This window comes from Paenibacillus sp. MER 180 (genome assembly GCF_023713665.1).
GTDB lineage: Bacteria > Bacillota > Bacilli > Paenibacillales > Paenibacillaceae > Paenibacillus_B > Paenibacillus_B suaedae.
This window is the reverse complement of the sequence record NZ_JAMAVT010000012.1, coordinates 67,321-89,753: the sequence shown is the minus strand read 5'-3', so window position 1 is coordinate 89,753 and position 22,433 is coordinate 67,321. Positions and strand designations below refer to the sequence as shown.

Genomic DNA, 22,433 nt, shown 5'->3' with positions numbered 1-22,433 from the left:
TCTTCGACGCATGTCGAGGGGCGCTTCTTCGATGTAGGGCTCTTAGCTCGCAAACAGCTTAGCCATAAATTCATAAGTTAACGGCATGCTGCTCTTCAAATCGTCCCTTGTCGTATCGCTAAACAAATACAAGCTGGCAGCTTCAGCGAAATACTCCGTTGGATACGTCGAGACATAGCCATCACCTTTATATTTTACACTTGCTTCTTTATTGAAAATGGTATTGAATTCCTCAGTACCACTAATTTCATTGAAAACGAGTCGGTCAACCGCATGCAGCGTCTCGTGAATTTCCAGATTCAACGAATTGTGCCCCTTCCCTTTCTCGCTATACCCGATGCGAACCGCCACAACTCGCTCGCTCACTCCAGGGACATCATCCCATGTCAATCCAGTTCCTTCCCACCCTCTTGGTACTACTCCCTTCAGGTAAGCAAGTTCTGGCTCGTTCGTAATGGCTCCTTGAGTAAGCTTAATCTTAACTCCTTTACTATATAGAGCATTCAAGACCGATGTCGGAATCTTCTCCAGCCGCTGCTTCATTGCAGCCGCCTCGCTTCGATTGTAATCGCCGCTAGGCAATACAACCAGCTTGTCCAGTATAGTTTGCTCCTGCGCTTGAACCGGAGCCGCGAATATCGGGCATACGATGATAACGGCAAGAATAAGTGCGACAATACGCTTGTCCCATTTCACGATACATTCTCCTCCCGAAGCGAACAGCTGATTAGCCGATTCAACACTGCCCTGCTTCATGATTGGTAACTGGCTGGCTTAGCGAATTCGCTGTAGCCCCTATAGCTTTGCGTCACCATTTTTCAATGGCTTTGCCCTTGTGCAAATACGGAGTGCATGATATGAAGTTTGCAAGCAATAAAAAAAGATCCCCACTTACCGAAATAAGAAGGGATCGTAACGTACATGGACGTTGCCGCTATTCCTCTATAATCGGTAACTGGCTGGCTTAGCGAGATTCGCCGTAGCCCCTATAGCTTTGCGTCGCCATCTTTCGATGGGTTTGCCTTTATCAATATAGACTCTATTGAAATGGAAAATAAATCTATTAGTTCTATATCACTAGATTAATGCTGCTAGAATCGAAAGTCAAGCAGGTAACGGCAAAATTTTACAAGAAAATCGAGTCCTTTTTCCTCCCTATGCCTGAACTTGTCGCATTGTCCCATAACAAAGAGCCCCGATACAATCGGAGCCCCTTACATCTTCTATGAATCTACCTACTCCATCACTGCCTATAGATTTACTTCGTATGCTCTAGAAGGCTTCACCAGGAATGATTTCATTAGATGCCTTGGACAAATTATTGGCTGTTGCTTGTCGGCCATCTGCAATCGACAGAATGAATATACGATAGGCAACACCACTTCGAAGTGCGGATCCTGTAATGTCCTTATCTGAAGAAGTAAGCGTTAGGACACCCTCCTCCGATACCTTCACCACACGATATCCTCCGTTGCGTACCCGATTGGCTTCCGTCAACGTAAAGCTATCTGCGTATCCAGAAGGAACTGCCATTACCGCGTAATAGGCGATGCCCTTGCTATCTGCTGCCTTATCGAATGATACTTTGAGGATTGCTCCTTCCCCTTCCAGGACAGCAGTTACATTCGCCGCTGCCGGAACCGCAGGATCAAGCAGCTTAAACTCCTCAGAAGGAGCAGAGAGAGCATTGGATGCACCTTTCCCTCCGGATACAGATAAGATAAATACTCGGTATGCCATCCCTTTCGAGAGCTGCTTGCCGTACACATCACGTGCAGCATCAGGCAGCATCTCCTTCACAGCGCCCGCCTGCTTAGATACCTTCTTATAATTGATTGCCGATACGGTATTTGCAGCAGATAGCTTATAGCCATCCGCCTTCTCCGAAGGAACGATTAGAATTCGATACTCGCCAATTGTGGAATCATTAGCAGGTGCCGAGAAGCTCACTTCCACATCCCGACTATTGCCGCTGTTCTTTGTTCCTTTCACAGCAACATTTGTAACTGTGTCTGCCCCTAGGTTATCCTCCAAGACGATATTTGGAGAAGGTGCAGACAATGCATTGGCTCCGCTGTCATCGTCTCCTACTGACAAAATAAAGACTCGATAACTAACACCATTTTTAATGGACGAACCATCCACATCACGAGCATCCGTGGATAACGTCAAAGTATGATTCGCTCCGTTCGTATTGACAACTGTGTAATTGGATCGCGATACTTCACTAGCCGCAGAGACGCCGAACTGACTTGCATTCGCCGATTTTACGACCAGCACTCTATATTGGCGTATATTCGACTCATCTACTGCTCGGGTATATGCTACCTGTAGATCTCGGCCATCACGATAATCGCTAACATCCTTAACACCCACATTCGTAGCGGAGTATACCTCAGCACGATTCTCCAGTGTAATCGGCCAAGACGGATTGGATAAGGCATTGGAGTAACTGCCCTTCCCAACAGATAAGACAAATACCTGATAACTGACTCCATTTCGAATAGAAGAGCCATCCACATCACGGGCATTGGAAGGCAGCACAATACTTTGATTTCGTCCCGTTGTACTGACAGCGATATAATTTGATCTAGATATTTCATTTGCACCGGACAGTGTAAATCGATTGGCATCTGAGGACTTTACGACCATAATTCGATACTGGCTAATATCCGACTCATCCGATGCCCGCTCGAAGCTAACTCGCAAATCACGGCCATCATTATAATCGCTAACATCACTGACCGTTACATTCTTAGACGCCTGAACATTCCCTTTATTGTTGAGTACGATCGCAGAAGATGCTGCGGAGAGTGTAGAAGCATTGCCACCCTTGGCTACTGCCATTACGAATACGCGGTACGTCTCCCCATTGCCAATATAAGATCCCTGTACATCTCGGGCATTGGACGGCAATGTCGTCGTTATGTTGTATCCATTCCGCGCGACATCATAATATCTGCCGGACGGAACTCGGTTCGCATCGGACAGATCGAAGCTTCCGGCATCTCGATTTCTGACTACAAAGATCCGGTAATAGCTCACCTTCGATTCATCGCTGGAGCGAATAAAGCTAACCTGCAAGTCACGGCCATCCCCGTAATTGCCCACATCATCCACTTTTGTAATGGACGGCGCCGCGATCGGACGATCCAGCGTAATAGAGGATGAACCTGCAGACAACGTATTCGGAGACACCTGGCTATTGCTGCTTACAGAGAGTACAAATACGGTATATGAAATATCGCTGCGAATATAATCACCGGATACATCTCTTGAGGAAGAGGAGAGCGTTGTCGCTAACGTAGAATTGGAACCAGATTTGGAGATTGTCGTGTAGAATGAGTTGGGCACAGCATTGGCAGCAGCCGTGTCAAATCGATTGGCATCTCTTGTCTTCACAACGTGGATTTGATAATTCGCAATGTAATCATCATATTGCGGACGTGCAAAGCTGACCTGTAGATCACGGCCATCGCCGTAGTCGGCAACATCGCGTACTTGCACATTGCTTACAGCGGACACTGTTGTGTTCGTTAATGTTAGGGCTTGGGAAGCTGAAGATAACGCCGACTTGTTCGTGCCTTTGCCTACCGCAAGCACTAACACCACGTAGGATTGACTCTTCTTCAGAAGGTCTCCATCTACATCGCGAGTGTTGGATGTAAGCGGCACTTGTTGTGGCCCGCCAATCGGGAACGCCACGGTATATTGACCTGTGGGAACAGCCAATGCTTGCGACAAGGTGAATCCATAGACATTCGCGGCCTTCACTACAAATACGCGATAGTGATCCACCGCTGATTCCGTTGCCGATTTCAAGAAGCTGACCTCCACATCACGGCCATCTCCATACTTGCCAGCCGTTTGCGCGCTGACACTTGTAACTGGGGCTACCGTGTTATTCGAAGGGAGTGTCCGAATATAAACGCTCTGTGATCGCTGATCCCAGCCTACCTCTGCCCCAATTGCCTCACTGACGAAGCGTACAGGCACCATGGTTCTCCCTAGCAATGTCTGCGGCGGTACATCAAGTACAACAGCGGAGCCGTTTATGGTCGCTGCCTTGGAGCCAATCTTCAGCACAATGGTAGTATCGTCCTTAATGGCCGTCACCATTTGCTTTCTCTGATCCCACAACACCTTGGCATCAAGCGCTTCGAATATGGCGCGCATCGGAAGCATCGTTCGACCCTGAAGCGTTGTCGGTGGCTGATCCGTAACCAACTTCACCCCATCCATGTAAATGCTGATGGATGCAGCTGCTTGTAGCTGTGTAGGAATGACAAGCAGCAGCATGACGACTGCCACAATCCCTGACAGTATCCTTTTCACCCGTTCCTCCTCCTCGTTCACCAAGCATGATAATTCAATATATGTCTTCCTGTTGCCTTCTTAACGTGGCAATCTAGAGAAAGGTTTCGCTCTAAGTTGCAATCATTCATATTTGGGCTTGTCCTTTTTTTCGCATGGCTTCCATTACTATTCAACAGGATAGTTACTATATAAAATAACCGTACTTTTATTAGAAAAGCAGTTCGATTATGATAACAGCACAGCATGCGCATGTTGAATTCATAATTACGGAATGTGATGGAGCAAGGCTTAGGAGGAAGAACCACCGTATGAGAGCAATTGTATTCGGAAGCACCGGCTTCATTGGAAGCCATGTCGTAGAGCAACTCCTGCATGCCGGGCATGAGGTTACCGCCGCCGCACGGCATACAAGCAATATCTCATGGCTCAAACTGAGCGGCGCCCAAGTCATCCAACTCCATATGGAGAACCGTACAGAACTGGCTTCTGTCATCCAAGGACATGATGTGGTCTACAACTGCACAGCAGATGCGAAGCTGAATTCGACGATACGCTCAGACGCACCCGTAGAAATTCAATTGACGAAATGGTTGACAGACACTGCAGCCGCGCAAGGAGTAGCCCGCTTCGTTCAGTTAAGCACCATTGTTGTCTATGATTTCCGCAGCAAAGAGCCAATTGATGAACGATACGATACTCAGCCGATATACCCGATACAGCAGTTAGGACTAGCAAGGGAGAAGATCGTACAAGAAGCTGGCCTCGGTAGTGGAATGAAGACGGCAATATTACGTCCGGCAAGCACGATTGGAGTACGCGATCAATCCTCATTCTTCGCCAGAATGTTCGCGGCACATGCCCGCGATCAGTATCCAATCATCGGTGATGGTTCAACGAAGGTTTCTCTCGTCGATACTCGCGACATCGGCCGTGCGATGGAGTGGCTTGGTACATATGGTGAGGTCGGGCAGGATAATGGGGTTTATGTATTGAAAGGATTCGATACGACTTGGATGCAATTGAAAGAGGCCATCGATGCCGCTACAGGCAAGCGCGCTTCCCTTCTCCATATCCCCGCTGAACTGACTGAGGAACAACGGAAAGCGTATCCTATGTCGCCTTTTGCATGGGACACATTAACGACCGACCGCATTTGGGACGATGCGCAAATTCGCCAGCAGGGATTTCAAACCCTCTATTCCATGGAGGAATCGGTTACGGATGCAGTTCAGGATATGATGACTCGGCAGCAATAAAAAGGGATTGCTTTCTGCATTCGGCTTTTGGCATCAACTACAGCAAATATGAAAAGGAAAAGGCATTCCTAACGTAGCATCATCGCCTCGTTAGAACTGCCTTTTCCTTCTTTTTCCTTCTATGTATTTGTTGCATTTCACTTAAATTCGTTCGGATTGTCTCTTCTGCCGATCATTTAATAAAGACTCAAATTGATATACATAGGTTCCATTGTCAGCAATTCGCAGCGTACATACCCCTTGTGACTTTAAACGATCCAGGATCTGCGCGGCTTCATCCAAGGTCATCTCGCTATGAACCGCAATTTCCGCAGCTGTAATATAGCCTCCGAGCTCAGCAGCCAGACGAAGCGCAATTTTCTCTTTTTGCTTCATATGCCCTTCTGCTAAGTCTTGAGCTGCCTTTTGACTTTTAGACATCTGCACAATAACATACCCTACAACAAAAAGCGCTATTAGTAATAAAATTATCAGGCCATCTGTCACAAGCCAGCGGAAGAGAACAAGCATCATAGCGAGTAGAACAGCAAGGCCAATGCATCCGCCCGACCAAGAACCATTATTATTCAATGTCTTACCCCCATGTAAGGATCTGTTTTTCTACTAATTATATCTAATTTTTCTACATTTTTCGACCAATTCCTATTCATCATATTGACGAAATGCACAAAAAAAGAGCACGTCATCCGTGCTCCCTAAAGCTAAAAAACGTTACATCGTGCTATAAAACATTGCTTTCAACCCTTACTTGGAGGATTGAACTGGACTCGTGTTGGCAAGAACGGCTATCTTCTTCTCACCCTTGACCATAGCAGACTTGCATTGCGGGCATGTCGGTTCATTTGAAAAAGTGAAATTATCTCGCATCCATCCATTGCAATCTTCACTCGAACATATCCACACCGATGTTATTTCCATCGGCACATCCTCTTGTGATTTCTTCCGCGAGCTGTACAAACCCCATCTCTCCTCACATGATATGTTGATACGCCGACTGTAAATATAAAAGCCCCAAACGTCACGTTCGGGGCACGATATTGCGACTACAGCCGAATCAGTATGGTTCCATTATACCATACTTCCAGATTAATCTGTGTAAAAAGTGGATCTCCGTTCCAATTCTGAATCAACCTGTACAAAAGCTCTGTTGAAAAGTGGCTATTTCCTGCCGTAATCGGCCTTGATCTCGCCCCAATGCTCGGTTTCCCACTTCAAGATTTTATTGCTGTAAGTATTCGTTTGCAGCCAATGAAGCGCCCGATCTACTAAATTCCACACTTCCTGCGTCGATTCATTGCGAACAAGCGTTGTCGCCACTTTCTTCTCGCGTACCCACTTCATCGCGGTTCGCGAATCACTGTATATGGTCTTATTGCTGCCTTGCTGCTTGAGGTAAGCCAAAGAATGCACGATGGCAAGGAACTCGCCTAAGTTGTTCGTTCCATTGGGAATAGGGCCATTTGCAAAGATTACTTCTCCTGTCTTCGTATCTACTCCCTGATACTCGATCGGCCCTGGATTCCCTCTCGTCCCTACATCTACGGAAATGCTGTTATAGTCAATCTCTGATTTGGATACGGAAGCAGCAGCCCCAGCGGACTTCCCAGAAGCCCCCTTCTTCGCAGCGCCTTGACCCCAATGCTTCTTCCAGCCTTCCCGATAGGCCTTCTCCGCTTCGCTCTTGGAGGTATAGGACTTATACTTCGCGTCCTTGTAATTGCTCACTTGCGCTTGGCATTCCGGCCAGCTCGTATAGACTCCTGGCTTACTGCCTTCCCATACCACATAGTATTTCTGCTGCGCCATAACTCGTACCGCTCCTTCACCTTCTGCTTCTCTATTGACAGCGACAGCTGCCACTCCACCAGAAATACAGAGGAACATGATGTTCCTCGTGATCCAGCGTTAGTTGCTCCATCTCTTTACGCCAATCTTATGTCCATCCCCAGCAAAATCCGTCTCTGTCCCATGCGACTTTGCCGCGATGCAGCTTACGGAACGCCTTCTTCACTTCCTTGTCGAGCGAAGCATTCCCATTCTCATTCACATATACGAAATGCTCCCCGAAGTGCGTCTTCACATATTCAATGACATCGCTCTGATAAGCGACACCCTTCGTTCTAATTTCATCGATCATCCATTCCGCTACTTGCTGAGCTGTGTATTCCACCAACATTCCACTCCTAATTCGTATCGATACTTGCATGCCTGTTCTCATTATAAATGAGCCCGCATCATATTCCTAATGTGCTCCACAAATTATCCCTAATAAAAAAGCTGTCGGTATCCGACAGCCAGCCTGTTGAGAAACCTCACTATTTTACAGAACTATCAAAATTCGTGAAGTTCTTATCAAAAAGTCGGTTCTCAGAGCGTTTTAAATCGATTTTTATTTTATGAGATGAGAGCCACCACATAAAAATTAAAGTGTCGAAAAGTCCAAGGGACTTTCTCGACACTCTGGCTGTCGGTATCCGACAGCTTTTCCCACTCTTTATACGTAATCCATTATTCCCTTTTCTTTGTAACGATTTTCAAGGTACCGTAAATGAACAATCCTCGAACATAACTTTAAAGCTGTACGCACAATTACAATTGTCTAATCTCGTACGATAACATCATCATATACATCACAACGTTATGACTTGGCCATCTTCCGGAACGAGGATTTGATCCGCAATCCCTTTCTCTTGAGCATAACTACGCAACTCCTGCCTCGACAGCAAGCAGTGATTCACCGCCTCCATATGCGATGAAATGATGATAGATTCCGGCGATGCCTGATGTGTCCGATAAATATCTTCCTTAGTCATGAGGATTGGGCCACCGATAAGGAATTGAGCTGCACCTCCGTTAACAACAATGGCCTCCGGGCGATGCTGCTGGATCGCAGCGTCCACCTCATCGCACCAGATCGTATCTCCCGCGACATACAAGGTCTTCTCTCCCGAATGTGACAGAACGAAGCCGGATACCCTGCCCATCCGCTCTCCAATTTCTCCTGTGCCATGCCGGCCAGCTGTGCGCTGCAAACGAACTCCTCCTACGGAGGTATGTTCATTCATCGCCTCGGCATGATGGAACCCCGCATCGCGAATAGCTTGAGTATCCTGCTCGTTTTGGGCAATAATGCGAATCTCTTTAGGCAATACCAATTTTGCCGTGTCGTCGAAATGATCAAGATGAAGATGCGTCACAATGACGGCATCCACTTGAATGATCTCATCAATAGGAGTCGACAGCTCAACAAGCGGATTGCGAAGCTCCGCATGCGGTGTATTTGGGAATGCTGGGTAAGTCCCCTTAGGGGCCAAAAATGGATCAACCAGCAGCCTCTGACCTCCGTACTCTATAATCATCGTAGCATTGCGAATCTGTGTAATGTTCATCCAACATTCCTCCTGTGGCAAGCGAGCCTCTTTTGCTCTTCCTATGAATAGGATAATATGATTGAAGATAGGAAGACATATACAGAATCAAGTGTTAGACGTCAAATACTTGATTAATGAAAGAGGTTGTTACGATGCTGGATTCTACGGATCAACGCATTATTGAGGAACTGTCCCGCAATGGACGAGTTTCGATGAAGGAACTGGGACAGAAGATTCATATGACAGGTCAAGCAACGGCGAATCGCATACAGAAGCTGGAAGACGAAGGCGTTATTGAACACTATACGATTCAATTGAATCAAGCCAAGGCTGGGTATCCCGTACAAGCATTTATTCAAATCTATACAAAGCAGCCGGATCATCGCCCATTCTTGTCCTTTGTCGAGACACAGCAGACCTATATTCTTCATAATTATAAAATTAGCGGTGAATGCTGCTATATGATGGAGTGCCGCTTTCCCTCCAATGAGGAACTAGATGCGTTCCTCGTGGAATTGAATCAATATGCAAATTACAAGCTGTCGATCGTCATTAAGAAAAACCCTTAAGTAGAATCTCACCAAACTCCAACCCATCATTTAACGTCAAACATTCTAACCTTCTTCCACCAATGCTGATAGTAACATAAAAAATACAGCCGTCTTTAAGACGGCCGTATTCTTTGTCCTTTTTATCAGACATGACAATGATTATTTACGGCTTATCGATGCCATTGAACTCGGCACGAAAGATTTCATCATGGGGATTAGTCGGGGTTCCTGCAAACTGAAGTATATTGACATTAGCACTCATGACATGCTTGCCGTCAAGCGTCCCCCCGCTTTGCGAACCGAATCCATGAATGCCCCCGCTATGGCCCCATACCGACTCTCCGTCCGCACGCTTCGTTACTTCATAAATACCCAAACCATACCGACCGATAGGGCTCTCCACACCATCCAGCATTTGTGTCATCGATTCTTTTGACAATAGCTTTCCGCCTAGCAGTGCACTGAAAAACGCATTCAGATCCTTGGCGGTTGAAATCATGTCGCCCGCTGCGTTCCCCCATGAAGGATTGAGCTCCGTGAAGTCGACGTATCCTTTGGCTCCCAATGTGATATATCCCCGTGCATGTGGATCTGGCAAAGAGGACAGCGTGCCTGGAACGGAGGTACTTTTCAACCCCAATTTTGCAATAATGCGTGCCTCGATATTTTCGCCGTACGTTTTACCCGTAACCTTCTGGATAATAACTCCCGCCAATACATAATTCGTATTGGAGTAGCTCCATCCCTTGCCGGGCTCGAACAGCGGCTTCTGTTCCAAGCCAAGCCGAATCAATTCATCCGCGGAATACGTTTGATAAGGCTTCTCTACTATGATCCGCTTTATGAAGTCTTCTGATGTATAATTGGCAATGCCGCTCGTATGATTCAGCAACTGCCGAATCGTAATGCTGCTTCCATCATATCCATTCCCTTGAACGACGCCCGGAAGCCACTTTTCCACGGAATCATCCAGACTCAATTTGTTCTCCTCCGCCAATTGAAGCATTACAGTTGCGACGAACGTTTTCGTAATGCTGCCAATACGGTAATGGAATTCCGGATCCATCTTACGATCACTATAAATACTTGCCTGGCCCGCCCCATACGACCACACCTGTCCATCCTTTACAACCTGTGCTAGGATACCGGGAACTTCCTTACGCTTCACAAGGTCATCCATCGTCTGTTGGATAAGTGAATGCTTCTCATTGGGTAGATGGTTTACTTGACTTTCTTGTGTCGAAGCCCAATTGTTTCTCACATCCTGTGCCCGAGCTGCCGAAGTATTCAGCAGCATGGATCCTGCAAGCAGCATAGAAAAACTCGCCAATAAGCATTTTCGAAATAACATAGAATCCTCTCCTCTTCTTTTCTTGTAGAATCGCGGCATACCTCATGCACTCGGTAGATTCAGAAGCTTAATGCCCGCGAATTAATCTCAAGCTATCTGAAAAATGTCATATTTCGTAGTAACGAAATGTCACTTATGACAAATTACTAGGCAATATGCTCGCGCAAAGGGGCATGACATGGGGTTCATATGACAAAATGTCATGATATGACAAGCGCTGTATCATCCCGTTCTGCCGTTAAATTCTAGTAACATGGATGACGTAATCGCCTCTTGACTGTCGTCATAGTTGTTATCAATACATTGCGGAATCTATCGGGACTATGAAATGAGGTGCTAACATTGAATATAGCAATGCCGTGGACGAAGCAGCGGGCGTGGTACGATTGGGCGATTCTTGTCACTCGAATCTATTGGCTGTTCAGCGCGTCGGTCATCGTACTAGCGTTCCGTGAAGAGTTCCCTCACGCGATGTGGATGCTCTGTACGCTAGCCTTGTTCGTCTATCCTCTTCCATTGCTGCTGCGCTTCGGAAGACAATGGCACATGCTTGTGGAAATCTTGCTTGTCGGCGTTTTCAGTATTTGGATAAGTGCCTACTTGCCTTTAGCTTCTTGGCAATTTCTTATGGCTGCCTTTGTATTCGGCTTCTTAAGCAGCCGCAATTCGCTATGGTGGACCGCTCCCCTGGTTGTGATCTGTATTCCCTTTAGTCTCGGCATGGCCGTTAATTCAGCAATGGATGAGATTTTACTCCGATACCTGCCGAACAACGGGTTAGCCTACTTTCTAGGCTTTGCTTTTCAATTGCTGGCACTCACTCATAAGCAAAGTCTCATCATTCAAGAGCAGAATCGCGTGCTCGAGCATCATGTGACCCAAGTAGAGAGGCTTACCTTGATCGAGGAGCGGAGCAGGCTGTCCCACGAGCTCCACGATACAATCGGGCACACGTTAACATCCATCATTATGGGATTGGAATCGATACGTCCCGCCATTCCTGAATCACACGGCGATAGATATGGAGAAATAATAGTACGGGCTCGCAAAGGGCTCGATGATATACGTACACATCTGCATGATCTATCCCCCGATCAGATGGATGGAACCCTAAGCGAATCGATAAATCAGCTGTCGAACGACTTCTATACCTCGACAGGCATCAAGGTAAAATTCCGCGTGTTGGGAACAGAGTGCCCTGTAACGAAGCACGTCAGTCTCTGCCTGTACCGATGCTTGCAAGAAGCCCTGACAAATGCTGTACGTCACGGACAAGCCACCTCCATAGATATTTCGCTATATTACGATGAAGAATGGCTCCGTCTGCATATCGAAGACAATGGCCAAGGGATGGAGCAGGTACAATACGGCTATGGACTTTCGGGTATGAAAGATCGCCTGCTTGCATTGAGCGGGAATGTGTCTATTCATTCCATGCCTAGAGAAGGTACGGTAGTCGTATGTAAGGCACCTCTCATCATGCCAGCACCGAACGCTGCAGTGCGAGTTCTTATCGTAGACGATCGGGAATCGATTCTGCATAGCTTGCATGTGTTATTGACCAAGCACCCTGAATTCGAAGTGGTCGGGGCGGCCTCCAATGGGCGGGCAGCACTTGAACAGTGCGAGCGGTTCCATCCAGATCTAGTGCTTATGGATGTAAAAATGCCGAAAATGGACGGGATTACCGCCCTTCAAACGATGAAGCAGCGGTGGCCTGACTTAAAAATTGCATTTCTGACTACTTTTCCAGACGTCGGGCAAGCGATGACGGCCCTTAAGCATGGTGCCAACGGCTATATGCTGAAGTCCGTCCATCCTAAAGAACTGATTGAGGCCATTAAATTGATTAACAACGGCGGGACGTGGATCGCGGAAGGCATTGCGGAGCAAGTATTTGCAGGCATGAAGCAATCAAAGACGAGCAACATAGAAAATAGCGCGGGTCATTTTCAAGACAATCCATATGGACTTACACAGCGTGAACACCAAGTATTGCACCATCTATCATTGGGCCTTAGATACAAGTCAATCGCGAAAAAACTCTTCTTAAGTGAAGGCACTGTACGAAACTATTGTTCTATCCTCTATTCCAAGCTGAATGTAGGCAATCGGGAAGAGGCTGTATTAAAAGGAAAACAGGAGAATCTTTGCTAATGACCCCAGCAACGCGAATGAAGGAGCAATAATTGCCCCTTCTTATTTTACTGTTCGACCTCAACTGCACACCCTTTAGGGGTCAGTCCATTAATCGGGGATGATCGAGAACGCGGTTCGTCCCTGTTCTTCTACTCGTTGCACGGTTGTCAGTCTCTGATCGATCTTGGTAATATCCGTAATCCCTTGTTTGTTCTTCTCAATCGTTAACGATAAGATCATCCCTTGCAGCGTCTTCGGGTTCTTCTTCAATCTCGTTGTCAGGAAATTTCCTAGCGAAGAAGCCGCCACCCGGAGCCGAGTGCGACCGTACCTATCCTTCATTTTCTTGGAGATGACGGGATGAAGGACATGTGGGTGAGCGCCCAGCACAGCATTTACACCGTGTTGGAACAGCAATTGCATGAGCCTGCGCTGCCTTGCCGTCGGCGTTGTTCGATATTCCTGTCCGAAATGCAAACAGGCAATGACCAGATCTGCTTGCTCTCTCAACGCCTTGACATCAGCAAGCATCTTGCTCGGATTCAGGCGATTGACCTGCCACGCCTTCGGGACAGGGATTGAATTTGTACCCAGCGTATACGCAGCAATGCCTAGCTTGATTCCCTTTACAGGTATGATCATGGATGTTTGCGCATCTCTCCTTGAACGATAGGTACCCGTGTGCTTCAATTCATGGCGATCAAGAACATCAAGTGTTCGGGCTAGCCCCTTCCCGCCCCCATCCATGCAATGATTGTTTGCAGTCGAGAAGAAATCAAATCCTGATCGCTTCAGTGCAGGTGCCAATTCATCTGGACAGCTAAAGATCGGATACCGTGTGACAGGATGTCTTTGCTCCTTCCAACGATTGCTTCCCTTCTGTTTCAAGATGCCGTCATCATGCCAGGTTGCACCCGAGAATGTCGTCTCCAAATTGCCAATCGCAAAATCATGCTCCTGTATATAAGGAGCTACTTGTTCGAAAATCGGTTCAAATCGATAGCCGTCAGGCTGCTTCGCTGAGCCAATGATTTCACTCTTCATCAATATATCTCCTACCGCGGCAATCTTGATTACCGTCAAGACGCTCACTCCTTCCTGCCCATAGTTTATTCAGCTACCCAACAATGTGTAAAAAAAACGAACAATACGGGCAAGGTCCCAGTCAGACGAATAGGATAGGGTAAACACCTACAGGAGGAGGATCAGACTCCATGAAGAGAAAGGCGAGAAAGACAGCAGCTAAAACACGTTCTGTAGTCGAGCCAAAGGGACCAAAGTGGGAACATCACCTCGCATTGATGAAGGATCATGAACTGCGCGGGCATTTGCCAGAGACATTGAGGCTGGATAAGGATTCTTTATCATTCATGCTATCTCTGTATCCAACAATCTATGTGAAGCCGAATCAGGGCGCCTTCGGTGAAGGGGTCATGAAGGTAAGCAGGTCAATGGATTCCTCTGGATCAGAACAGTTCCATGTCCATCACGGAACGAAGCAGCATACTTTCCATTCGGAAGAACAATTATATCCCTTCATTCTGGCGAAGAAGACAAGCAAAAAATATATTGTGCAGCAGGGGATTGATTTGATGCAATGGGAAGATCGCCCCTTCGATCTGCGCATTATGGTCAGGAAGCAGGAGGACGATAGCTGGAAGAACGAAGGCATTCTCGGCCGTGTCGCCCAGCCTAACAAAATTGTGACAAATATTCGCAGCGGCGGAAGCTCCATGTCGATTGAGAAGTTATTATCCTCGCATACCAATTGGGTCAGTCTGCGCAATGTGAAAGAGCAATTAAATCGGATCAGTGCGCGTACAAGTGAAGTGATTGAGACCAAATATCCCGGAGTGAAGATGCTCGGTATTGATATCGGTATCGATCAACAATTAAAGCCATGGATCATCGAAGTGAATATGAAGCCAGAGAAAATATGCTGGGATTGCATCGAAAAACTCTACCAGGAAAGTGAATCCGTCTAACCTATGGAAAGCAAAAGAGAGCCGACATAACGTCGACTCTCTTTGCCATTCTACCAGCCAAAATCCAATGTCTTTCCCGTTTCAGCCAATGTCTTAATGTTGCTTAGTATCATCCACCAATGTCCCTTCGTACTCTCATAGGATGGATGTCCTTCCGTCCAGTTGTCATTGACCAATGTTAACCGTGTACAGCCGCCAACCTCGTCAATCGTGAAGGTAATTCGAGTCTCCAGCTCTGCATGATTCTCACGATAAGAGGGCCCTGGATGCTCTGTATAGCTCAACACTTTGTTCGGTTCATAGGCCAAAATGCGTCCATACACATGCAGCGTCTCGTCGCCTTCATTGCCTGGACCTACATATTCATAAGGAGCTCCAATTTCGAAGGTCGATTTCAGTACACAACCGAAGAAAATTTTACGCGTTCCTTCTGGAGACGTGAGCGAATTCCATACACTCTCAGGCGATGCTCCAATATAAAATTCATACTTTAATGCTTCCATTTACCTTCACTCCTTTGCAAAATGACTGACTGCTCGTTCCCAAACTAAGCAGCATTGCGGTGATTCCCATCTATTGCTACTATGATTATAGATATTGCCCGTAAACTTGTATTGTAAAAACACGACAGTCCACAGGAATTAAGCACATTGTAACGGTTGGCACATAACAGGGGCTTGCTCAATCAACAAGTCCATTGTCCTTCAATCTTGATTTCGGGAGTGATTCGCATCGTACTTATGCAGCCCACAATCCATAAGCCTAGCATGGGCATTTTGAACATGAAGCAAGGCGAACAGAAATTCACGCTTGCGCGCCATGTACCCTCTGACCAATTGCGTGATGTTATTAAGCACTTCTGGATCATTCGCTGGGATCTAACCGATCAGCCTCCATACGAACAAGGGATTGTTCCTAACCCTTGCGTTAATATGGTCATTGAGCATGGTCAAACGGCTATCTATGGAGTTGAACAGTACCGATATTCCCATCGTCTGGAGGGCAAGGGAAAGGTATTGGGCATCAAATTCAGGCCAGGAGGATTTTATCCGTTCGCAGGCCAGCCCATCTCTCAGATCACAGGCCGTTCACTGCGTCTTGAAGATGTGTTCCAAGCTGATGCACGTCAACTTGAACAGGCTGTTCTATCCGAGGACGAGGATGAGGATATGGCCGCGGCAGCAGAAGCCTTCTTCCTAGCGCATCTTCCCGCTAGAGACAACAACGTGGCTTATCTCAATCGCATCATTGACCGTATTCAGGGCGATCGCCATATTACGAAGGTCGATCATGTATGTGAACAATTTGAGGTGAATAAGCGCAAGCTGCAAAGACTGTTCCAGCAATATGTGGGTGTGACGCCTAAATGGGTCATTCGACTGTATCGATTGCACGATGCCGCAGAAACAATCGACTACGGTTCCTATCAAGATTTGACGAGACTATCCATAGATCTTGGCTACTATGATCAATCCCACTTCATCAAGGATTTCAAGGGTATCATCGGCGCTACCCCAGAGGAATATACGAAGCGTGTTCTCCACGCAACATAGGAAAAGGCCGGATCCCCTCTCTGTATGGGTCTCCGGCCTTCTGTTATTGATTTATGATTCCAATGATTTCATTCCTGCTTCTAGCTTTTGTTATCCAGCTACATATCCTCTACTATCAAATGAACCGGGCAATGATCACTGCCCAAGATATCCGAGTCAATACGAGCATCTACCAAGAAATCGTTCAATCTCGAAGATACGAGGAAGTAATCAATGCGCCACCCGATATTCCGTTCACGCACCTTCGGCATGTACGACCACCAGCTGTACGCGTCCGCCCGATCCGGATAGAAATGCCGGAACGTATCTGTGAAGCCTGCGTTTTGTAAGATGGTCATCTTCTCCCGCTCTTCTGCTGTGAATCCGGAATTGCCCTGGTTTGACTTCGGATTCTTCAAATCGATCTCTTGATGAGCAACGTTCAAGTCGCCACATACGATGACCGGCTTGCACGCATCCAGCTGCTGCAAATAGCCGCGGAATCGCTCTTCCCACTCCAGTCGTTCTTCCAGACGGGAGAGATCACGCTTCGAGTTCGGCGTGTACACATTGACTAAGAAGAAAGATTCGAATTCAAGTGTAATGATGCGGCCTTCCGGCTCCTCATTCTCCTCGATGCCATAGCGAACCGTCAGAGGCTTCTTCTTCGTAAATACAGCCGTGCCGGAATATCCCTTCTTGAGCGCATAATTCCAATACTGCGAATATTCCTCCCCAAGATCAAGCTCAATCTGCCCTTCCTGCAGCTTCGTCTCTTGGACACAGAAAATATCTGCGTCCATCTCTTGAAAGTAGTCCATAAACCCTTTATTCACGCAAGCGCGCAACCCGTTCACGTTCCAGGATATAAGCTTCATCTTCTATATCTCCTTGCTTAGCTATCAATAGTTTAGATGGTACTATACTATGTAGTGTACCATAATCTAGTACGGCCCGTAGACCAATCAAGTAAGAGGATATTGGAATAAATTTACACGTTTCTCTGCTCAATAACAAATTCTATAATACTATTTTTCTATATTTGAACCTCTTTTAATAGGCCAAAATACCCATGTTTAAACTATGAATCGTGAGTTAAAATAGTCACTAACCTTAATGGCAACATATGGGTCATATTACTTTTATAAGGGGGTCTGAATTCAGATCGTTTGCATCATTGATAGAGCGCAGGCACAGCACTAACCATTTCAAAAGGGAGGTTGCAGCTTGAAATTACATACGATACGTAGAAAATTAGCGGGAATCCTTAGCATCGCCATGGTAGCCGCCATGCTATTCCCAGCCTCATCACACACTTATGCGCAAGAAATTACTTCGAAAGAACAGGTTATACCAAAGGTCAATTCCAACCTGTCTCCACAGCTCCAACTTCCTGGCCAACCCGAATCACCAACCAAAACAGGCAACAACTTTGTTCCTCAGTCCGACAGCAATAAGCCGATAACCGTCATCGTCGAATTAAACACAGAACCCCTAGCCTTATCCCAAGCGGAGCAAGGGCAAAGCTTTGCTCCTTCCGCTGACGATCAAGAAAAGAAAATTAAACTCGAGCAAAACACCTTTAAATTGCAAGCCCGGATAAACTCGAAAGCGGTAATCCGCCATGAATATACGGCCGCACTCAATGGATATTCCGTGAGCATTCCAGCTAATGAAGTGGATCGCTTAGCGAAGCTTCCTAACGTAAAAGCCATCTATCCAAACTTGGAATATAATATACCTGTTGACGACGGGAGTGTATTCAAGCCACTCATGGATGTAAGCGCCCCCTATATTGGTACGAATGTATTATGGGACATCGGCGTCACGGGTGCTGGCATTAAGGTTGGAGTGTTAGACACAGGTGTCGATTATAACCATCCTAGCTTAAAGGATGCCTTTAAGGGCGGTTGGGACCTCGTAGATAACGACAAGGATCCGATGGAAACCCGCCCTGATCCGACGAAGCTACCTAGAGCGGACGGAAAGGAATACCATACAACACATGGAACCCATGTAGCAGGCACGATTGTGGGTCGTGGCGACCCTAACAACCCGAACGGAAAGACTGGATGGGTCAGAGGCATCGCTCCTGGAGCTGACTTATATGCATACCGGGTACTGGGACCATACGGCAGTGGATATACAGAGAATATTATTGCTGGTATTGATCGAGCAATTAAAGATAAGATGGACGTCATCAACCTGTCGCTCGGCGGAACATTCAACAACGCTTATACGGCTGATTCAGTTGCCGTCAACAATGCAGTACGTGCGGGTGTAACCGTTGTAATGGCAGCAGGCAACGAAGGTCCTAATCTTGGAACGCTTGGCTCACCTGGCGGAGCTCACCTTCCAATATCCGTAGGAGCTTCTACAACTCCGATGATTACGCCTTTCTTCAAGGCTCCAGGTATTCAACAATTGCTGTATGCCCAACTGCCTGCATACGCTCCAGAAATCACGAATAAGGGCACATCATTCGAGGCGGTATATGCCAACTTCGGCAAGCCTGAAGACTACAAATATATCAACGCATCCGGCAAGCTGGTGCTCGTCTCGCGCGGCGGCGATATTAGTTTCCGGGACAAAGCAATAAACGCAGCCAATGCTGGAGCTGCAGCGCTCATCATTTTCAACAACAAGCCGGGTGAGCTGGGGGCAACGCTTGGAGAAGGAGGTCAATACGTTCCTACCTACACCCTCTCCCAAGCTTCGGGTCAAGCACTAAAGAAGAACATTGATAAAGGGATAACCTCGGTTACCTTTGATACCGTTCCAGAGGAGGATCTATTAGCGGACTTCAGCTCCCGCGGGCCTCTTCTTCCGGACTATATGATTAAACCAGACATCACTGCTCCAGGTGTTGCGATACGTTCTTCCGTACCAGCGTGGGATGGAGACTATGCGTCGAAAGGCTATGAAGCTAATAATGGAACAAGTATGGCCGCCCCACACATCGCTGGCGCCGCTGCCCTGCTGCTGGAGAAGTATCATCACAAGATAGAAACAGACGAACTGAAAGCTCTCTTGATGAATAACGCTAAAACCATAGAAGACCGCGATCATAAATTATACTCCGTAACCGAACAGGGCGCTGGACGAGTGGATCTCAATCAAGTTATTCAAGCTACAGCCATTGCTCTCGTTGAAGCAACAACCAATGCAACAAGCGATGGCCAAAGTATCCCGTATGAGACAGGAAGTGTATCTTTTGGATTGGTTCCAGCAGGCACCCACTCCAAAGAAATTGTCGTTAAGGATATTGCAAATACGGATCAAACCTATACAATCAGCAGCTCCTGGAGCGGAACAAGCAAAGGTATCAACCTGCAGTTCACCTCGAATACGGTAACTGTACCTGCAAATGGTTCAGGAAGCCTACGGGTTAAGGTAACGGTTCCAGAAAATACTACCGGCAGCTATGAAGGCAGCATCACCTTAACTGAGCAAACAACCCATCACCAGCTGCACCTTCCTGTAAGCCTGTTTGTTGGGGATAACTATGGAATTGCACCAGTTACAAACCTTAAAATGGAGCCTATGTATTTATCACCAGGCGGCAAATCTTCTCCTGCTCAGACAGCAAAAGCTTATTTCGATGTAACCACAGAGCTGGATGATTTCAAGATTTCAGTAACAGACGCGGTATATGGAACATACATGGGCGATTTTTATGACAGCCAAGGCATGCTTCACAAGCCGAGTATCTATGGATATCAGAATTGGAATGGGACGGTATGGAAAGACGGAAAAGCTGTCTCCTTGCCGAATGGGCGGTACGAGTTCGCTCCAATTATCAACGGTAAGAAGTTCGAAGACCAGAAATCATTTTTTGTTATTGATCGTGAAGCACCAGAATTTACTCTGGATGATCCCTCTCTTATTAGGAACCAAACAAATCCAGGCACGGGTATTATCCGTGGGAAAATTACGAAGGACTTATTCATTGATTTATTCCCTAACGAGTTTAATGAATATATTTTCACAGCTGCATTAGATGGATCAGGCAAGCAGCATGACGGCGTTATTAACAAGGACGGAACATTTACAATTGAGGTTCCGTTGAAACCAGGCAACAATGATTTCTATCTATTCGTGTATGACGCTGCATTAAACGGTTCTATAGCTCCTGCCGAACATATCGTGTTCGACAATAAAGATATCGTCTATGCGGGAAGCAGCAGATCTAAAGTGCCGACTAGAAACCTATTTGACGTTAAGGTTAATTATTCTGTTGCAGAAGCTGTATACTCTGCTTCATTCAGTCTTACTTATGACAGCCAGGTAACGTTGCTGGGTGTGGAACCAAGTGTTACGATGGCTACTTATCAAGATAAGCACTATCCAGGTACGCCTCTGATCATTAAAGAGGATAGAGTTGAAGAACCTGGAGGCAAGATCAGATTGAATTACAGCGTCAGCCTAAGCGGCGGTGCGTCTGAGAAAGAGGGCGATATTGCAACGCTCGTCTTCTCTGGCAATCAAGAAGGAACTTATGAGTTTAACCTTGAAAATGTGCAGCTGTATAATGAGAACAACGAATTAATTCCAATAGACAAGGTCTTATCTTCTAAGATAGAAATCGCCAATCCATCCGAGCCGAATCCAGGGCCAGGGCCGGATCCAGGACCAGATCCAAGTCCAGGGCCAGCTCCGACTCCAGGGCCAACGCCGCCAGTTTCATCTTCTTTATCAGGGGGTTCTGCATCTTCAACTGCGCCTGTTCAGGTTCCATCAGGCAAGAAATTGAAGGCGGGATTACTGACAGAGACGAAGAAGGATAGTACGGTAAACGCAGTATTCGCGATAAATGCAGATGCTGTGAAAAAGCAGCTACAGGACAAGGATGCCAAGCAGGTCTCACTCGAAATCAGCGACTTACACACGAAAGATTATGGTGAGGTCGTATTAACACTGGACAAGTCGACTGCGAAGCAGCTGCAGGATTCAGGCAAGGACTTGCTTCTATCTGGAACTGATTTTGACATTGTCATTCCGAATAAATCGGTAGCTGATCTTATCGGCTCAAACGGACTTGAGCTTGTGCTTTCCCTGTCTGACCACAAGGATAAAGGGTTCGCAAAAGAGCGTGGCGAAGCTACCTACACCTCTCCAAAGCTCACCATCCGCGGCCCTAAAGATGCGAAGAGTGTGACGCTTGGAATTACACTCAAGCTGACAGATGCCGCGAAGGATATTCGCAGGGCAGGTGTCTATTCACTCGCGCAAGATACGGCTAACTCTTGGAAATACACATTGGCAGGAACACAAGCGGCCGACAAAAAATCGGTCACGTTCGAAGCAACTCAATACGGTACCTATACCATCGCAGAGCATGTAAGGCCATTTAGCGATATTGCTGTACATTGGGCGAAGGATGAAATCGAAGTGATCGCCGCCCATGACCTGCTGCATGGTAAAGACAGCTTAGACACGTTCAAACCGAACGATGTCATTACTCAGGCTGAATTCGTCTCCTTGCTTGATCGCTTGACGAACAGCGGCAAGACATGGGAGCAGCGAATTGCTGAGCCTGGGGCACGGAATCCAATTACGCGTGAGAAGCTGGTCGTCTTGCTGGCGCAAGCACTGCAGGCCGATCTCTCCCAAGTGAATGCATCACTTGGATTCAAGGATGAGGCCCGTATTTCACAAGATGCGAAGGCTGCCGTTGCATATGCAGTCAGCAAAGGGCTCATCAGAGGTTCTGATGACAATACGTTCAATCCGACTGGAACTTCCACTCGTGCACAAGCAGCTATCATTTTGTATCGTGTACTGAATCAGAAGTAAGCTTAGCGGTCCAAACTCAAGAAGCAGAATCCCTACGTTCTAGCGAAGGATTCTGCTTCTTTTTTATCAGGTTATGTTACCTCTACTGAAGCTCATTAAGCATGATAGTCTCGGAAAACAGCCGCTGAACCTGGT

General features: G+C 46.9%; 17 protein-coding genes and 2 riboswitches. Of the genes, 6 read left to right on the top strand and 11 right to left on the bottom strand.

Annotated elements, in window-relative coordinates; genetic code table 11:
- Nucleotides 1-42 precede the first annotated feature (42 nt).
- Nucleotides 43-696, bottom strand: a complete 654-nt coding sequence (locus M3661_RS19495) for an anthrax toxin lethal factor-related metalloendopeptidase (protein WP_251487721.1) — start codon at nucleotides 694-696, stop codon at nucleotides 43-45.
- A 61-nt stretch (nucleotides 697-757) separates the two neighbouring features.
- Nucleotides 758-842: riboswitch (cyclic di-GMP riboswitch) on the bottom strand.
- 105 nt (nucleotides 843-947) lie between these two features.
- A riboswitch (cyclic di-GMP riboswitch) is annotated at nucleotides 948-1,033 on the bottom strand.
- A gap of 239 nt (nucleotides 1,034-1,272) precedes the next feature.
- Nucleotides 1,273-4,335: a copper amine oxidase N-terminal domain-containing protein gene (locus M3661_RS19490; protein ID WP_251487720.1), complete on the bottom strand. Its 3,063-nt coding sequence runs from the start codon at nucleotides 4,333-4,335 to the stop codon at nucleotides 1,273-1,275.
- 290 nt (nucleotides 4,336-4,625) lie between these two features.
- Here M3661_RS19490 and M3661_RS19485 point away from each other — a divergent pair, with 290 nt between their 5' ends.
- On the top strand, nucleotides 4,626-5,573 hold the full coding sequence (locus M3661_RS19485; protein WP_065294134.1) for an NAD-dependent epimerase/dehydratase family protein: 948 nt from the start codon (nucleotides 4,626-4,628) through the stop codon (nucleotides 5,571-5,573).
- Between the two features lie 141 nt (nucleotides 5,574-5,714).
- On the opposite strand, the gene M3661_RS19480 is transcribed toward M3661_RS19485, so the two are convergent.
- The 5 genes from M3661_RS19480 to M3661_RS19460 all read right to left on the bottom strand — a co-directional run bounded on the left by M3661_RS19480 (nucleotide 5,715) and on the right by M3661_RS19460 (nucleotide 8,962).
- Complete coding sequence (locus M3661_RS19480; protein ID WP_065294135.1) at nucleotides 5,715-6,143, bottom strand: hypothetical protein; 429 nt, start codon at nucleotides 6,141-6,143, stop codon at nucleotides 5,715-5,717.
- A gap of 174 nt (nucleotides 6,144-6,317) precedes the next feature.
- Nucleotides 6,318-6,530 carry a cold-shock protein gene (locus M3661_RS19475; protein ID WP_021252735.1) on the bottom strand — a complete coding sequence of 71 codons (213 nt, stop codon included), beginning with the start codon at nucleotides 6,528-6,530 and terminating at the stop codon, nucleotides 6,318-6,320.
- Nucleotides 6,531-6,731: 201 nt separating this feature from the next.
- Nucleotides 6,732-7,379 carry a ribonuclease H gene (gene rnhA / locus M3661_RS19470; protein ID WP_251487952.1) on the bottom strand — a complete coding sequence of 216 codons (648 nt, stop codon included), beginning with the start codon at nucleotides 7,377-7,379 and terminating at the stop codon, nucleotides 6,732-6,734.
- A 127-nt stretch (nucleotides 7,380-7,506) separates the two neighbouring features.
- A complete protein-coding gene (locus tag M3661_RS19465) occupies nucleotides 7,507-7,743 on the bottom strand; it encodes a DUF6953 family protein (protein WP_021262652.1) in 237 nt (78 codons plus the stop codon).
- Between the two features lie 460 nt (nucleotides 7,744-8,203).
- Nucleotides 8,204-8,962 carry an MBL fold metallo-hydrolase gene (locus M3661_RS19460; RefSeq protein ID WP_065292637.1) on the bottom strand — a complete coding sequence of 253 codons (759 nt, stop codon included), beginning with the start codon at nucleotides 8,960-8,962 and terminating at the stop codon, nucleotides 8,204-8,206.
- Between the two features lie 134 nt (nucleotides 8,963-9,096).
- Here M3661_RS19460 and M3661_RS19455 point away from each other — a divergent pair, with 134 nt between their 5' ends.
- Nucleotides 9,097-9,513, top strand: coding sequence for an Lrp/AsnC family transcriptional regulator (locus tag M3661_RS19455; protein ID WP_065292638.1), 417 nt, complete (start codon nucleotides 9,097-9,099; stop codon nucleotides 9,511-9,513).
- A 145-nt stretch (nucleotides 9,514-9,658) separates the two neighbouring features.
- On the opposite strand, the gene M3661_RS19450 is transcribed toward M3661_RS19455, so the two are convergent.
- Nucleotides 9,659-10,846 carry a serine hydrolase domain-containing protein gene (locus tag M3661_RS19450; RefSeq protein ID WP_065292639.1) on the bottom strand — a complete coding sequence of 396 codons (1,188 nt, stop codon included), beginning with the start codon at nucleotides 10,844-10,846 and terminating at the stop codon, nucleotides 9,659-9,661.
- 342 nt (nucleotides 10,847-11,188) lie between these two features.
- On the opposite strand from M3661_RS19450, the gene M3661_RS19445 reads away from it, so the two are divergent.
- Entirely contained in the window at nucleotides 11,189-13,003 is a 1,815-nt protein-coding gene (locus tag M3661_RS19445; RefSeq protein WP_083189375.1) for a helix-turn-helix transcriptional regulator, read from the top strand.
- 90 nt (nucleotides 13,004-13,093) lie between these two features.
- On the opposite strand, the gene M3661_RS19440 is transcribed toward M3661_RS19445, so the two are convergent.
- Nucleotides 13,094-14,068, bottom strand: a complete 975-nt coding sequence (locus M3661_RS19440) for a CapA family protein (RefSeq protein ID WP_065292640.1) — start codon at nucleotides 14,066-14,068, stop codon at nucleotides 13,094-13,096.
- A gap of 131 nt (nucleotides 14,069-14,199) precedes the next feature.
- On the opposite strand from M3661_RS19440, the gene M3661_RS19435 reads away from it, so the two are divergent.
- A complete protein-coding gene (locus tag M3661_RS19435) occupies nucleotides 14,200-14,970 on the top strand; it encodes a YheC/YheD family protein (protein ID WP_065292641.1) in 771 nt (256 codons plus the stop codon).
- Between the two features lie 50 nt (nucleotides 14,971-15,020).
- Here M3661_RS19435 and M3661_RS19430 read toward each other — a convergent pair whose 3' ends face one another.
- On the bottom strand, nucleotides 15,021-15,473 hold the full coding sequence (locus M3661_RS19430; RefSeq protein ID WP_065292642.1) for an SRPBCC family protein: 453 nt from the start codon (nucleotides 15,471-15,473) through the stop codon (nucleotides 15,021-15,023).
- A 279-nt stretch (nucleotides 15,474-15,752) separates the two neighbouring features.
- Here M3661_RS19430 and M3661_RS19425 point away from each other — a divergent pair, with 279 nt between their 5' ends.
- Nucleotides 15,753-16,523, top strand: coding sequence for an AraC family transcriptional regulator (locus tag M3661_RS19425; RefSeq protein ID WP_251487718.1), 771 nt, complete (start codon nucleotides 15,753-15,755; stop codon nucleotides 16,521-16,523).
- Nucleotides 16,524-16,621: 98 nt separating this feature from the next.
- On the opposite strand, the gene M3661_RS19420 is transcribed toward M3661_RS19425, so the two are convergent.
- Nucleotides 16,622-17,380: an exodeoxyribonuclease III gene (locus M3661_RS19420; protein WP_065292643.1), complete on the bottom strand. Its 759-nt coding sequence runs from the start codon at nucleotides 17,378-17,380 to the stop codon at nucleotides 16,622-16,624.
- A gap of 349 nt (nucleotides 17,381-17,729) precedes the next feature.
- On the opposite strand from M3661_RS19420, the gene M3661_RS30315 reads away from it, so the two are divergent.
- Nucleotides 17,730-22,298, top strand: coding sequence for a S8 family serine peptidase (locus M3661_RS30315; RefSeq protein ID WP_285853118.1), 4,569 nt, complete (start codon nucleotides 17,730-17,732; stop codon nucleotides 22,296-22,298).
- The last annotated feature ends 135 nt before the right edge of the window (nucleotides 22,299-22,433 follow it).

Bases quoted from the DNA above. Each gene is read 5' to 3' on its own strand.
- M3661_RS19430 (WP_065292642.1), bottom strand. From the start codon at position 15,473: ATGGAAGCATTAAAGTATGAATTTTATATTGGAGCATCGCCTGAGAGT.
- M3661_RS19420 (WP_065292643.1), bottom strand. From the start codon at position 17,380: ATGAAGCTTATATCCTGGAACGTGAACGGGTTGCGCGCTTGCGTGAAT.
- M3661_RS19435 (WP_065292641.1), top strand. From the start codon at position 14,200: ATGAAGAGAAAGGCGAGAAAGACAGCAGCTAAAACACGTTCTGTAGTC.
- M3661_RS19460 (WP_065292637.1), bottom strand. From the start codon at position 8,962: ATGAACATTACACAGATTCGCAATGCTACGATGATTATAGAGTACGGA.
- M3661_RS19450 (WP_065292639.1), bottom strand. From the start codon at position 10,846: ATGTTATTTCGAAAATGCTTATTGGCGAGTTTTTCTATGCTGCTTGCA.
- M3661_RS19425 (WP_251487718.1), top strand. From the start codon at position 15,753: ATGAAGCAAGGCGAACAGAAATTCACGCTTGCGCGCCATGTACCCTCT.
- rnhA (WP_251487952.1), bottom strand. From the start codon at position 7,379: ATGGCGCAGCAGAAATACTATGTGGTATGGGAAGGCAGTAAGCCAGGA.
- M3661_RS19455 (WP_065292638.1), top strand. From the start codon at position 9,097: ATGCTGGATTCTACGGATCAACGCATTATTGAGGAACTGTCCCGCAAT.
- M3661_RS19485 (WP_065294134.1), top strand. From the start codon at position 4,626: ATGAGAGCAATTGTATTCGGAAGCACCGGCTTCATTGGAAGCCATGTC.